Consider the following 13,481-nt stretch of genomic DNA (forward strand, 5'->3'; position numbering starts at 1 on the left):
CGATCGGCCGGGGGAGAATGCCCCGGTGAGCAACACCGAGCACGGCACCGTGGACGCCGCCCGCACCACCCGCGTCACCGACCCCGCCGACCCGCGCCTGCACGACTACACCGACCTCAAGGACGTGAAGCTCCGCTCCGTGCGGGAGCCCGCCGAGGGCCTGTACATGGCGGAGTCGTCGTCGGTGATCCGTCGTGCGCTCGAGGCGGGGCACCGGCCCCGGTCGTTCCTCATGGCCGAGAAGTGGCTCGACTCGATGGCCGACGTGCTCGCCGCCCACCCGGACGCCCCCGTGTACGTGGGATCGGACGACGTGGTGCAGCGCATCACCGGCTTCCACCTGCACCGCGGGGCGCTCGCGGCGATGCACCGCCCCGTGCTGCCCTCCGTGCACGACCTGCTCGCCGGCGCCCGCGGGGGCGCGGGCGCGCGCCGCGTCGCCGTGCTGGAGGACATCGTCGACCACACGAACGTGGGCGCGATCTTCCGCAGCGCGGCAGCCCTGGGCGTCGACGCCGTCCTCGTCTCGCCGCGCTGCGCGGACCCGCTCTACCGGCGCTCGGTGCGCGTGTCCATGGGCACGGTGTTCCAGGTCCCGTGGACGCGGCTGGAGTCGTGGCCGGGCGGCCTGCACGCGCTGCAGGACGACGGCTTCACGGTCGCCGCGCTGGCGCTGTCCGACGACTCCGTGTCCCTCGACGACCTCGTCGCCGACCCGCCCGAGAGGCTCGCGATGGTGCTCGGCACCGAGGGCGACGGCCTGTCGCGTGGTGCCGTGGCCGCGGCCGACGTCGTCGTGCGCATCCCGATGGCGGGGGGAGTGGACTCGCTCAACGTCGCGGCGGCGTCCGCCGTGGCGTTCTGGGCGACGCGCGCCTGAGCGGTGACCCGCGTCACACGCGGAATTACGCAACAAGGGGATGACGTAACCCTTCGGTGAAGGTTAGCCTCACCTACGTGAGTCAGACCCTGGCGCCCTCGGCGCACCCCGTGGTCGAGTCCCGCGCGGCCGAGTCCCGCCCCGTCGCGATGGCCGGGCGTGGCCTGCGGCTGTCGTACGACCGCCGCACCGTCGTCGACGGCGCGGAGATCGAGCTGCGGCCCGGCGCGGTGACCGCGCTGCTCGGGCCGAACGGTTCCGGCAAGTCGACGCTGCTGCGGTCGCTCGCGCGGCTGCACCGCCCCGACGCCGGTTCCGTCACGCTCGCCGACGACGGCGGCGAGAACGCCACCGACGCGCTCGCGCTGCACCCCAAGGACTTCGCCCGGCGCGTCACGCTCCTGTCGCAGAGCCACCCGACGCCGAGCGGCGTGACCGTGCGCGACGTCGTCGCCTACGGCCGGCATCCGTACCGCGGGCGGTTCCGGTCCGCGGACGCCGACGGCCCGCGCGCCATCGCGCACGCCATGGCCGTCACGGGGGTGGCCGACATGGCCGAGCGGGGCGTCGACGAGCTCTCCGGCGGCGAGCTGCAGCGGGTGTGGCTCGCGACCTGCCTCGCGCAGGACACCGGCGTCCTGCTGCTGGACGAGCCCACGACCTACCTGGACCTGCGCTACCAGGTGGAGCTGCTCGACCTGGTGCGCGACCTCGCCACCGAGCACGGCGTCGCCGTCGGCGTCGTGCTGCACGACCTCAACCAGGCCGCCGCCGTCGCCGATCACGTCGTGGTGCTGCACCGCGGCGAGGTGCGCGCCTCCGGGCCCGCCGCCCGGGTGCTCACCAGCGAGCTGCTCACCGAGGTGTACGGCATCCGCGTCGACGTCACCACCCACCCGGACACCGGCCGCACCCGCTGCGAGGCCGTCGGCCGGCACGACGCGCGCACCGACTGACCCCCGCCCGACCCCTGCCCGTCTCTCTCGCCGGCGCCTCCCGGCCCGGCCTTGTCGCGCCGTCGTGCGGCGCACCGAACCCGAAGGACACCGAGACACCCATGCGCATCCCCACCCGTCCGCTGCTCGCCGGCGTCGCCGCCACCGTGGCCGCGCTCGCCCTCGCCGCCTGCGGCACCACCGAGGACCCCGCGGCCGAGGCCGCCCCGGAGACGTCGGCCGCGACCGGCCCGGTCACCTACACCGACGAGCGCGGCGAGCACACGCTCGACGCCCCCGCGACCGACGTCGTCTCCCTCGAGTGGGGGCTCACCGAGAACCTCGTCGCGCTCGGCGTGGAGCCCGCGGGCCAGGCGGACGTGGCCGGCTACAACACGTGGGACACCGTCGCGCCGATCGACGCGGGCACGCCCGACGTCGGCACGCGCGGCGAGCCGAGCCTCGACGCCATCTCGGCGCTCGAGCCCGACCTCGTGGTGACCACGACCGACCTGCCCGAGAACGTCATCACGCAGATCGAGGAGATCGCGCCCGTCCTGACGCTGCGCGGCTCGGACGGCGAGGACCCGCTCGGGTACCTGAGGGAGACCGTGACCACCCTCGGCGAGGTCACCGGCACGCAGGACGCCGCCACCCAGGCGCTCGCGGACTTCGACGCGAAGGTCGCCGAGGGCAAGGCGGCGCTCGAGGAGGCCGGGCTCGGCGGGGCCGAGTTCACGATGGCCGACGGCTGGATCGCCAACGGCACGGTCTCGGTGCGCATGTACACGCCGGGGTCCTTCTTCGGCGCGCTGGGCGAGGCCGTCGGCCTCAAGGACGCCTGGACCGAGGGCGGCGACCCCGACTACGGGCTCGCGCAGACCGACGTCGAGGGCCTGACGAAGCTCGGCGACGTGAAGTTCGTCTACGCGGCCAACGACGCCGAGGCGGACCCGTTCGCCGACGGCCTGAAGGGCAACAAGGTCTGGGAGCAGCTCCCGTTCGTGGAGGCCGGCGACGTGCACCGCATCCCCGACGGCATCTGGATGTTCGGCGGCCCGCTGTCGGGTGCGGCGTACATCGACGCGCTCGTCGACGCGCTCGCCTGAGCACCCGCCGCACGTGTCCATGACCGCCTCGCCGCCGTCCGCCGCCTCCGCCCCCGTCTCCACCACAGGGGCGGGACGGCGGGCGGCGCCCGCCCGCGTGGTGGCGGCGTTCGTCCTCGCCGTCGTCGCCGTGCTCGTCCTGGCCGCGGTGCACCTCGCGCAGGGCACGGCGGACGTCGGCGCGCTCGACGTGCTGCGCGCGCTCGTCGGCGCCGACCACGACGGCACCGTCGCGGTGCTCGTGTCGTCCCGGCTGCCGCGCCTGCTGGCGGGCCTGCTCGTGGGGGTCGCGCTCGGCGTGGCCGGAGCGGTGCTCCAGTCGGTCGCGCGCAACCCGCTCGCCTCGCCCGACACGCTGGCCGTCAACGCCGGCGCCTACGTCACGGTGGTCGCCGCCGCGGCGCTCGGCCTGTCCGTGCCCTTCTACCTGCAGGGCGGGCTCGCGTTCGTGGGCGGGCTGGCCGCCGCGGCGCTCGTGCTCGCCCTGGCCCGGGGCGGCGCCGACGGGCCCACCCGCCTCGTGCTCGCCGGCTCGGCGATCATGCTCGCGCTGCACTCCCTGACGATGGTGCTGCTCGTCCTCTTCGAGCAGGAGACCACCGGCCTGTTCGCGTGGGGCAGCGGCAGCATCGTGCAGTCCGGCACCCGGACGGTGAGCCTCGCGGCTCCGGTCGTCGCGGTCGGGGTCGTCGGCGCGCTGCTGCTCGCCCGCCGGCTCGACCTCCTCGGCCTGGGGGACGACGCCGCCCGCGTGCTCGGCATCGACGTGCGCCGCACGCGGGTGCTCGCGGTCCTGGCCGCCGTGCTGCTCGCCGCGATCGCGGTCACCGTCGCCGGCCCCATCGGCTTCGTGGGCCTGTCGGCCCCGGTCATCGCGCGGCTCGTGGGGCGCAAGGTGCCCGGCCTCGGACGGCACATGCTGCTCCTGCCGTTCGCCGCCCTCGTCGGCGTCGTCGTGGTGCTCGGCGCGGACGTGCTGCTGCGGGCTGTGCTGCCCGGCCAGGCGTCCGTCGTGGTACCGACGGGCGTCGTGACGTCGGTGCTGGGCGCCGGCATCCTCGTCTGGATGGCGCGCCGGCTGCGCGACGCCGGCGCCGGCGCGCGCGGGGCCCGCGGCGCGCTCGGCCGCCCGCGCTCGCGGGCGCGCGTCGTCACGGTCCTCGTCGTCCTCTCCGCCGCCCTCGTCGCGGCCGTGGTCGCGGGCCTGCTGCTCGGCGACCGGGTCGTGCTCCTCGGCGACGTGTCGAACTGGGCGCAGGGCGCGGCCGGCCGGCAGGTGAGCTTCGTCCTCGACCAGCGCGTGCCGCGCGTGCTCGCCGCCGTGCTCGCGGGTGCCGCGCTGGCGCTCGCGGGCACGATCGTGCAGGCCGTGTGCCGCAACCCGCTCGCCGAGCCGAGCCTGCTCGGCGTGACCTCGGGAGCCGGCCTCGGCGCTGTGCTGATGATCCTGCTCGTGCCGGGGGTCGGCATCTGGCCGATGTCGGCCGCGGCGGGTGCGTGCGCCCTCGGCGTGTTCGCGCTGGTGTACCTGCTGTCGTCGCGCGGCGGGCTGGGGTCCGAGCGCCTCGTGCTGGTCGGGATCGGCGCGCAGGCCGGAACGACGGCGCTCATCACCCTCGTCGTCCTGGTGATCGCGCCGTGGGACGTCAACCTCGCCCTGACCTGGCTGTCGGGCTCGACGTACGGGCGCAGCCTCGAGCAGCTCCTGCCCGTCGCCCTCGCGCTGCTCGTCGTGGTCCCGCTGGCCGCGACGTACCGCCGCGAGCTCGACGTGCTGTCGCTCGACGAGGACACCCCGCGGGTCCTCGGCCTGCCGGTCGACCGCTCGCGCCTCGTGCTGCTGGGGGCCGCCGCGCTGACCACGGCCGCCGCGGTGTGCGCCGTCGGCGTGATCGGGTTCGTGGGCCTGGTGGCGCCGCACGCCGCGCGGGCTCTCGTCGGCGCCCGGCACGCACGCGTGCTGCCCGTGGCGATCCTCGTCGGCGCCGTCCTGGTGTCCGCGGCGGACACGCTCGGCCGCGTGGTCATCGCGCCGGGCCAGATCCCCGCGGGCCTCGGGACGGCGCTGCTGGGGGCGCCGTACTTCGTCTACCTGCTCTGGCGGTCGCGGGGGCGCGCGACCGCCTGAGCGTCCTGGGGTCCACGCTTTCGTGCGGAGCCGCGGCGAGAGACGATGGCGGGGTGGACGAGCACGGGGCCGCCCCGGTGGTGGTCGGGTACGACGCGTCGGAGCCTGCCGACGTCGCCCTCGCGTGGGCGGCGCGGGAGGCGCGCACGCGGGGCGCCGTCCTGCAGGTCGTCTACGTGCGCGACGCCCACGACACGGGGGTCGCGGCGCGGCCGCACGGCGACGACCTGGGGGAGCGGGGAGGCGGCGGCGCGTGGCCCGTCGTCGAGGAGGCGGCGGCCCGCGCCCGCGACGTCGCCCCCGGCGTGACGGTCGAGACCTTCGTCGAGTACGCCTCCCCGTCCGCGGCGCTCGTGGGCATGTCGACCGGCGCCGGCGCCCTCGCGCTGGGCGCCACACGGCACGGCGGCCTGTACGAGGCGATCCGGGGCACGGTGGTGCTCCAGGTGACCGCTCACGCCCGCTGCCCGGTCGTCGTCGTGCCGGCCGAGGGCCCACGGACGGACCTGCCGCCGGACGCCCCCGTCGTCGTCGGCTACGACGGCTCCGAGGCGTCCGGCGTGGCCCTCGACGCCGGCGTCGAGACCGCGTGGGAGCTGGGGCGCGCGCTCCGTCTCGTCGTGGTCTGGCGTCCCGGGGTCGCCGAGTGGGTGACGTCGCGCGGGCCGACCGAGCACGAGGCCCACGACATCACCGAGGCCGACGCCGGGCCGGTGCTGCAGCGGGGCCTGGCCCGGGTCGAGGAGCGGCTGCGGGAGCGCGGCGCGGCCGAGGGCGCGCTCGAGGTGCTCGGCGAGACGCGCGAGGGGCAGGCGGTGCGCGTGCTGCACCGCGAGGCGGAGGGCGCCGAGCGCCTCCTGCTGGGCACCCGAGGTCGCGGCGGCTTCGCGTCCCTGCTGCTGGGCTCCGCGACGCACACGCTGGTGCGGACGTCGGCCTGCCCAGTCGTCGTGGTCCGTGCGGCCGGTCAGGCGACCGGTCATGCCGTGTGACGACGGTCACCCGGGCTTGCGGACCACCGCAGAGGTGAGGTTAGGCTTACCAGCGTGACCGAGACCGTCGAGGCGACCGAGCGCGCCGACCAGACCGCCGCGCAGGACGTCGTCCCCGAGCAGCCGTACCGCATGTTCGACGTCACCGTCTCCCGGGTCACCCGGCTCTGCCCGTCGTTCATCCGCATCACGTTCACCGGCGACGACCTCGACGGCTTCGCCGACAACGGCAAGGACCAGCGGATCAAGTTCCTGCTCCCCGCGCCCTGCGGCGGCTGGGAGTACCTCGACCGGCAGAACCCCGACTGGTTCACCTCGTGGCGTGCGCTCCCGGAGGAGCGCCGCAACCCGCTGCGCACCTACACCGTGCGCGCCGTCCGTCAGGACCTGCGCGAGGTGGACGTCGACATCGTGCTGCACGGCGACACCGGTCCCGCCTCCCGGTGGGCCAACGGCGCGACGCCGGGTGCGCCCCTGGTCATCATGGGCCCCAACGCCGCGTACACGGACGGGCCGCACGGCGGGCTCGAGTTCAACCCGCCCGCCCGCAGCCACGCTCTCCTCCTCGCCGGCGACGAGACCGCCGTCCCGGCGATCGCCGCGATCTGCGAGTCGCTGCCCGAGGACGCCGTCGGCGAGGTCTTCCTCGAGGTGCCGCACCCCGAGGACCGTTGGACCCTGGCCGCGCCCGCGGGCGTGCGGATCTCCTGGCTGCCGCGCGAGGACCGCGAGCACGGCGACGTGCTCGTGCCCGCCGTGAAGGAGGCCGCGGACCGGCTGCTGGCCATGGGCGTGCGCCCGTCGTCGGATGGCGCCCCGGCTCCCGAGCTCCCCGATGTCGACATCGACGCGGACATCCTCTGGGAGGTCCCCGTGGACGCCGCGGGCCACCCGCTCGAGCAGGACACGGTGCTCTACGCGTGGCTCGCCGGAGAGGCGGGCTCGATCAAGACGCTGCGCCGCTACCTCGTCTCGGAGAAGGGTGTCGACCGCAAGGCCGTCGCCTTCATGGGCTACTGGCGCCGCGGCCGCGCGGAGTGCTGACGCCCGCCCAGCGCTGAACGACCGGCGCTGGACGACCCGACGACCAAGCCCCGCCCTCGACCGTGCCGGTCGGGAGCGGGGCGCCGTCGTGCGTACGGCGCGTCAACGGGCGACGCCCAGCCCCTCGACGACCTCGACCCCCGGCATCGCGCAGAGGAGCTCCCCGGGCATGAGCAGCTTGGACCGACGGACCCCCGAGCCCATCAGCGCGAGCGCACCGGGCGCCGCGAAGCGCGAGTCCACCAGGACGCGCCACTGCGGCGGCAGGCCCACCGGGGTGATGCCGCCGTACTCCATCCCGGACTCCGCCGTCGCGCGGTCCGTCGGCAGGAACGACGCCTTGCGCGCGTCGAGCAGCTTGCGCACCCGGGTGTTCACGTCGGCGAACGTCGCGGCGGTGACCACGCACGCGGCCACGCGCTCGGCGTCGCCGCGCCGGCCCGCCACGACGACGCAGTTGGCGGAGGCCTTGGGCGGCAGGCCGTGCCGGTCGTTCAGGGTGGCCGTGTCCGCGTGGTCCGGGTCGATCTCGGTGACGGCGACGAGCCCGCGGACGCGGTCGTCGCGCGCGGCCCAGGCGGCCAGCGCGGCCGCGACCGGCGGGGCGAGCAGGTCGGGGTGGTCGAGGGCGGGCGCCCACGGCAGGTCGCCGAGCGTCGGGAGGCCCGGCGTCGCCGGCCCGGGCGTCGTCGTCCCGCTCATCGCTGGAAGGTCGCCGTGAGCGTGGCGCGCGCGAGGACGTGGAAGTAGACGTGGAACGCGACGTGCACCGGGCTGTTCGCCTCGGACAGGCCGAGCGTCGGGACGTCGAGCGCGTGCACCGCGAACACGTACCGGTGGGGGTGGTCACCGGGCGGCGGCCCGGCGCCCTCGAAGCCGAGCCGTCCGCCGTCGCTCGGGACGTGGAACGCCCCGGCCGGGAGCCCGGACCCGCCCACGGCGCCGGCGCCGCGCTCCAGCGAGGTCACGTCCGCGGGGACGTCGACCACGGTCCAGTGCCAGTAGCCCGACGGCGTGGGGGCGTCCGGGTCGAAGCAGCTCACCACGAACGACCGCGTCCCCTCGGGAGCGCCCGACCATGCGAGGTGCGGCGACACGTCGGCGCCGTCGACGCTGAAGTCGACGGCGAGCGGCTCGCCGTCGGTGACGTCGGCGCTCTTGAGCGTGAACGTCGCCGGGACGGGGAGCAGCGAGTACGGGTCCGGGGGCAGCGGTCGCGTGAAGTCCATGCCGGTGTCCGTGCCTGTCATGGGGCCATGCTGCCCGACCGCCCGCGGCGCTGGCCAGGGCGCGACGCGGGCGTGTCGCCGATGCCGCGTGGTACGGTGCTCGCGCAAACCGACTGGACGGTACGTGCGGTCGTCGACGGCGGTCGCGAGGAGGCGATGGTGGGTTCGGTCGACAGTTCCACGGGCAGGTTCACCGGCAGGGTCGCGCTGGTCACGGGCGGCAGCCGGGGCATCGGGCTGGCCGTGGCACGGCGGCTCGTCGACGAGGGCGCCGCGGTCGTCGTCACCGGGCGCAAGCAGGAGGCGCTCGACGCGGCCGTCGAGACGCTCGGTCCCGACCGCGCCTCGGGCGTCGCCGGCCGGGTCGACGACCCCGAGCACCGCGCCGCCGTCCTCGCGCACGTCGCCGAGCGGCACGGCCGCCTCGACCACCTGGTCAACAACGCCGGCATCAACCCGGCCTGGGGGCCCGCCCTCGACGTCGACCCGGGCGTCGCGCGCAAGATCCTCGAGGTGAACGTCGTCTCCGCGCTCGAGTGGACCCGCGACGCCGTCGCCGCGGGGCTGAGCCGGTCGATCGTCAACGTCGCGTCGATCTCCGGGACGTCGTCCAGCCCGAACATCGCCTTCTACGGCGCCTCGAAGGCCGCCCTCATCAACCTCACGCAGCAGCTCGCCCAGGAGCTCGCGCCTGCGCTTCGCGTCAACGCCGTCGCCCCGGCGGTCGTGAAGACCCGCTTCTCCCGCGCGCTCTACGAGGGGCACGAGGCGCAGGCGGCCGAGCGCTACCCCCTCGCGCGGCTCGGCGAGCCCGACGACGTCGCCGGCCCGGTCGCGTTCCTGCTCTCGGACGACGCGGCCTGGGTGACGGGCCAGACGCTCCGGATCGACGGCGGCGCGAGCATCGCGCCCGTCGGGTGAAGGATGGGGGCATGAAGAGCACGAACGTCGCCGACCGGGTCACCGCGGCCGCCCTGGACCTGTTCGCCACGCAGGGGTACGCCACCACCAGCGTGCAGCAGATCGTCGAGGCCGCCGGCGTCACCAAGGGCGCCATGTACCACTACTTCCAGTCCAAGGACGACCTGCTGTTCGCCATCTACGACCGGATGCTGGCGCTGCAGAAGGCGCACCTCGACGAGATCGTCGCCGCGGGCGGTCCCGTCGAGGACGTCGTCCGGGCCGTGTGCGTCGACGTCGTCGAGACGTCGATCGACTTCCTGCCGGAGGGCACCGTCTTCTTCCGGAGCATGCACATGCTCACCGAGCCGCGGCTCAAGGAGGTCACGCAGCGGCGGCGCGAGTACCACGACGAGTTCGCGGCGCTGCTGCGCCGGGGGCAGGACGAGGGCGTCTTCCGCACCGACGTGCCGCGCCCGCTGCTCGTGGCGCACTTCTTCAGCGACGTGCACTACCTCTCGCACTGGTACTCGCCCACGGGCCCCGAGACCAAGACCCAGGTGGCCCAGCAGCTCACCGAGCTGTTCCTGCGCGGGATCCGCACCCCCGCGTCCTGACCCCGCCCGCCCCGCGCCGACGATCCTGCGCCGACGACCCGGCGGGCACCGCACCGACGAGACGAGAGCGACGATGACGACGCTGCCCGGCACTTCCACCGCCCCCACCCCCGCCGCCCCGGGCAGGCCCGCGACGATGCGCGCCTGGCGCGTGACCGGGCCGGGCGAGCCCGCCGACGTGCTGCGGCTCGACGAGGTGCCCGCGCCCCGGCCCGGGCCGGGGAAGGTGCTCGTCCGCGTGCGCGCCGTCGCGGTGAACTTCCCCGACGTCCTGCTGGCCCGCGGCGAGTACCAGGTGCGGCCCGAGCCGCCGTTCGTGCCCGGCATCGAGCTGTGCGGCGACGTCGTGGCGCTCGGTGAGGGGGTGGCCGCCGGCGAGCGCGGGCTGGTGCCCGGAGCGCGGGTCGTGGGCTCCGCCATCGGGGTGCTCTCCGAGCTGGCGGTGCTGCCCGCCGCCGCCGTGCACCCGGCCCCCGACGACCTGGACGACGCCGAGGCCGCCGCCCTGACGATCGCCTACCAGACCGCCTGGTTCGCCCTGCACCGCAAGGCCCGCGTCCGGCCGGGCGAGCGCCTGCTGGTGCACGCGGCGGCCGGCGGCGTGGGCACCGCCGCGGTGCAGCTCGGGGCGGCCGCCGGCGCCCGGGTGATCGGCGTCGTCGGCAGCGCGGCCAAGGCGGCCGTCGCGACGGCGGCGGGCGCGCACCACGTCCTCGTGCGCGGCGACGACCTCGCCGCCCAGGTCAAGGAGCTCACCGGCGGCGCCGGGGCGGACGTCGTGGTGGACCCCGTCGGCGGCGACGCGTTCGAGCGGTCCGTGCGCTGCGTGGCCTTCGAGGGGCGGATCGTCGTCGTCGGCTTCGCCGGCGGCCGTGTCCAGGACGTGCGCGCGAACCACCTCCTCGTGAAGAACTACGACGTGCTCGGCCTGCACTGGGCGCTCTACCAGCAGCGCCGGCCCGACCTGGTCGACGCCGCGCACGACGCGCTGACGCGCCTCGCCGCCGACGGCGCCGTACGGCCCGTCGTCGCCGACGTCGTGCCGTTCGAGGACGCGCCCGCCGCCGTGCAGCGCCTCGCCGGTGGCGCCACGACCGGCCGGCTCGTCGTCCGCGTCGCCGGCTGACCGGCGCCCGCCCCACCCCCAGGCCTTCCGGCCGGCGATCCGTCGCGGCATCCCACCGGATGCGGCGACGGATCGCCGGTCGGGATGTCGCCCCCTCGTACCCCGACCCGGAGGTCCCTCATGCCCGCTCGTCCCGCCCCGCCGCGCGCCGACAGACCGCACGCCGCCCCACCGCTCGAGGGGCGGGTCGCGCTCGTGACGGGCGGTGCCCGCGGCCTCGGCGCGGCGTACGTCCGTGCGCTGCACGGAGCGGGCGCCGCCGTCGTCGTCGCAGACGTGCTCGACGACGAGGGGGCGGCGCTCGCGGCCGCGCTCGGCGACCGGGCGCTGCCCGTGCGCCTGGACGTGACCGACGAGGCGGGCTGGGGCGACGCGGTGGACGCCGCCGTCGACGCGTTCGGCGGGGTGGACGTGCTCGTGAACAACGCGGGCATCGCCAACTCCGCGCCGATCGAGCACTACTCCACGGCCAAGTGGGACGCCGTCATCGCGGTCAACCTCACGGGCACGTTCCTGGGGTGCCGCACCGTGGTGCCGGTGATGAAGGCCGCCGGGGGCGGGTCGATCGTCAACGTGTCGTCGGTCGAGGGCCTGCGGGGCGGTGAGCGCCTGCACGGGTACGTGGCCTCCAAGTTCGGCGTGCGGGGGCTCACCAAGTCGCTCGCGGTGGAGCTGGGCCGCGACGGCATCCGGGTGAACTCCGTGCACCCCGGCCTGGTGCGGACCGCGATGACGACGCGCATCGACCCCGACGTCGTGCCGATCCCGATCGGTCGTGCGGCGGTGCCGGACGACGTCACGGGCGCCGTGGTGTTCCTCGCGAGCGACGCGTCGGCGTACCTGACAGGGGCGGAGCTCGTGGTCGACGGGGGGCTCACCGCCGGCGTCTGAGTGCCCGGGGCGACGGCTGCGCGCGCCGGACTGTCACGGCCGTGCAACATTCCGAAGTTTGTCGCGCTAGGGCATACCGGCCAGTCGGTTTTTCCGCTAGCGTGGCTGGCACCCGACACGAAGAGGTGCCGATGTCCAGCCCCACCCCTGCCACCCCGCCCCGGCTCGAGGTCTCCGGCCTCACCGTGACCTTCGGCGGCCTGACCGCCCTCGACGGCGTCGACCTCACGGTGGGCGCCGCCGGCCGCGCGGAGACCGTCGCCCTGATCGGCCCCAACGGGGCGGGCAAGACGACCGTCTTCAACGCGGTCTGCGGCCTGGTGCGCCCCACCGCCGGACGGGTCCGGATCGACGGGCTCCCCGCGCCGGCGTCCGCGACCCGCCTCCTCGAGCGTGGGCTGGCGCGCACGCTCCAGGGCCTCGGCCTCTTTGCGGGGCTCACGGTGCTCGAGAACGTCCTCGTGCCGGTCGCCGGTGCCGACGACGCCGTCGCGGCCGCGACGGCCGCGCTCGCGCGGCTCGACCTGACCGCCGACGCCGCCACGCCGGTGGACGCCCTGCCGTACCCCGTGCGCAAGCGGGTGGCGCTCGCCCGCGCGCTCGTCGCACGACCGCGGCTCCTGCTGCTCGACGAGCCGGCCGGCGGCCTCGGCAAGGACGACGTGGACGGGCTGGCGGACGTCGTGCGCGACGTCGTCGCGGGCGGCTGCGCGGTGCTCCTGGTCGAGCACCACGTCGACTTCGTCATGGCCGTGGCCCACCGGGTGGTCGTGCTCGACTTCGGGCGGGTCGTCGCGAGCGGCACCCCCGACGAGGTGCGCACCGACCCCGCCGTCGAGGCCGCGTACCTGGGGCTGGAGGCCGCATGACCGCCGCCACGTCCTCCGCGCTCGCCGTCGAGGGCCTCACCGTGGGCTACGCCGGCGCGCCCGTGCTCGACGACCTCCGGATCTCGGTCGCGCCGGGCGAGGTGGTCGCCCTGCTCGGCGCGAACGGCGCCGGGAAGACCACCCTGCTGCGGGCCCTCTCCGGTCTCACGCCGCCCCGCGCCGGCCGGGTGCTGCTCGACGGCGCCGACCTCACCGCCCTGAGCGTCGAGGACCGCGCCCGGCGCGGCCTGGCCCAGGTGCCCGAGGGGCGCAGCGTCGTCACGGAGCTGACCGTCGACGAGAACCTCCGGCTCGGCGCCCTCTGGTGCCACCCGGGACGCGCGGCACGGCGCGCCGCCGTCGCCCGGACGTACGACCTGTTCGAGCCGCTCGCCCGCCGTCGCTCCAGCCTCGGGCACCAGCTGTCCGGCGGCGAGCGGCAGATGCTCGCGCTCGGCCGGGCCCTGCTCGCCCGCCCGCGCGTGCTGCTGCTCGACGAGCCCTCGCTCGGCCTGGCGCCCCGCGTCGTCGCGCAGCTCATGGGCGTGCTGCGCACGACGGCGCGCGACACCGGGCTGACCGTGCTGCTCGCGGAGCAGAACGTCACGTCCGCCCTGTCCATCGCGGACCGCGGCGTGGTCCTCAGCCTCGGCGCGGTCGTGGCCGACGCCCCGGCCGCCGAGCTCGCGGGCGACCCCGCGGTGCGGCACGCCTACCTGGGCTTCTGACCGGCACCGGCACCCGACCGCCACCCGACCAGC

Annotated in this window: 14 protein-coding genes; 12 read left to right on the top strand and 2 right to left on the bottom strand. The window is 75.9% G+C overall.

Annotation, left to right across the window (positions count from 1 at the left end; translation table 11 throughout):
• Positions 1–25: 25 nt before the first annotated feature.
• From ACQP60_RS04840 to ACQP60_RS04865, 6 genes are all read left to right on the top strand, one after another.
• Complete coding sequence (locus tag ACQP60_RS04840) at positions 26–880, top strand: TrmH family RNA methyltransferase (RefSeq protein ID WP_429728946.1); 855 nt, start codon at positions 26–28, stop codon at positions 878–880.
• Between the two features lie 149 nt (positions 881–1,029).
• The gene (locus tag ACQP60_RS04845) at positions 1,030–1,836 is read left to right on the top strand and encodes an ABC transporter ATP-binding protein (RefSeq protein WP_429729945.1); all 807 of its coding nucleotides are present in this window, start codon (positions 1,030–1,032) and stop codon (positions 1,834–1,836) included.
• A 101-nt stretch (positions 1,837–1,937) separates the two neighbouring features.
• Positions 1,938–2,924 carry an ABC transporter substrate-binding protein gene (locus tag ACQP60_RS04850; protein WP_429728948.1) on the top strand — a complete coding sequence of 329 codons (987 nt, stop codon included), beginning with the start codon at positions 1,938–1,940 and terminating at the stop codon, positions 2,922–2,924.
• Between the two features lie 19 nt (positions 2,925–2,943).
• Positions 2,944–5,052: an iron ABC transporter permease gene (locus ACQP60_RS04855; RefSeq protein WP_429728950.1), complete on the top strand. Its 2,109-nt coding sequence runs from the start codon at positions 2,944–2,946 to the stop codon at positions 5,050–5,052.
• A gap of 53 nt (positions 5,053–5,105) precedes the next feature.
• Positions 5,106–6,044, top strand: coding sequence for a universal stress protein (locus tag ACQP60_RS04860; protein ID WP_429728952.1), 939 nt, complete (start codon positions 5,106–5,108; stop codon positions 6,042–6,044).
• A gap of 54 nt (positions 6,045–6,098) precedes the next feature.
• Entirely contained in the window at positions 6,099–7,088 is a 990-nt protein-coding gene (locus ACQP60_RS04865; protein ID WP_429728954.1) for a siderophore-interacting protein, read from the top strand.
• A 102-nt stretch (positions 7,089–7,190) separates the two neighbouring features.
• Here the strand turns inward: ACQP60_RS04865 and ACQP60_RS04870 are convergent, their stop codons facing one another.
• Both ACQP60_RS04870 and ACQP60_RS04875 read right to left on the bottom strand, forming a co-directional pair.
• A complete protein-coding gene (locus tag ACQP60_RS04870; RefSeq protein ID WP_429728956.1) occupies positions 7,191–7,790 on the bottom strand; it encodes a YbaK/EbsC family protein in 600 nt (199 codons plus the stop codon).
• Positions 7,787–8,317, bottom strand: a complete 531-nt coding sequence (locus tag ACQP60_RS04875) for a YbhB/YbcL family Raf kinase inhibitor-like protein (protein ID WP_429729948.1) — start codon at positions 8,315–8,317, stop codon at positions 7,787–7,789. The genes ACQP60_RS04870 and ACQP60_RS04875 overlap by 4 nt, the downstream gene beginning before the upstream one ends.
• Before the next feature lie 159 nt (positions 8,318–8,476).
• Here ACQP60_RS04875 and ACQP60_RS04880 point away from each other — a divergent pair, with 159 nt between their 5' ends.
• From ACQP60_RS04880 to ACQP60_RS04905, 6 genes are all read left to right on the top strand, one after another.
• Positions 8,477–9,238, top strand: coding sequence for an SDR family oxidoreductase (locus ACQP60_RS04880; protein WP_429728958.1), 762 nt, complete (start codon positions 8,477–8,479; stop codon positions 9,236–9,238).
• A gap of 11 nt (positions 9,239–9,249) precedes the next feature.
• Positions 9,250–9,834, top strand: a complete 585-nt coding sequence (locus ACQP60_RS04885) for a TetR/AcrR family transcriptional regulator (RefSeq protein WP_429728959.1) — start codon at positions 9,250–9,252, stop codon at positions 9,832–9,834.
• Between the two features lie 73 nt (positions 9,835–9,907).
• Positions 9,908–10,960: an NADPH:quinone oxidoreductase family protein gene (locus ACQP60_RS04890; RefSeq protein ID WP_429728961.1), complete on the top strand. Its 1,053-nt coding sequence runs from the start codon at positions 9,908–9,910 to the stop codon at positions 10,958–10,960.
• A 120-nt stretch (positions 10,961–11,080) separates the two neighbouring features.
• Positions 11,081–11,851, top strand: a complete 771-nt coding sequence (locus ACQP60_RS04895; RefSeq protein WP_429728963.1) for a glucose 1-dehydrogenase — start codon at positions 11,081–11,083, stop codon at positions 11,849–11,851.
• Positions 11,852–11,982: 131 nt separating this feature from the next.
• Positions 11,983–12,720, top strand: a complete 738-nt coding sequence (locus ACQP60_RS04900; RefSeq protein ID WP_429728965.1) for an ABC transporter ATP-binding protein — start codon at positions 11,983–11,985, stop codon at positions 12,718–12,720.
• Entirely contained in the window at positions 12,717–13,448 is a 732-nt protein-coding gene (locus tag ACQP60_RS04905) for an ABC transporter ATP-binding protein (RefSeq protein ID WP_429728967.1), read from the top strand. The genes ACQP60_RS04900 and ACQP60_RS04905 overlap by 4 nt, the downstream gene beginning before the upstream one ends.
• The last annotated feature ends 33 nt before the right edge of the window (positions 13,449–13,481 follow it).

Origin of the sequence: Isoptericola variabilis (genome assembly GCF_050311655.1) — a bacterium.
GTDB classification, from domain to species: domain Bacteria; phylum Actinomycetota; class Actinomycetes; order Actinomycetales; family Cellulomonadaceae; genus Isoptericola; species Isoptericola variabilis.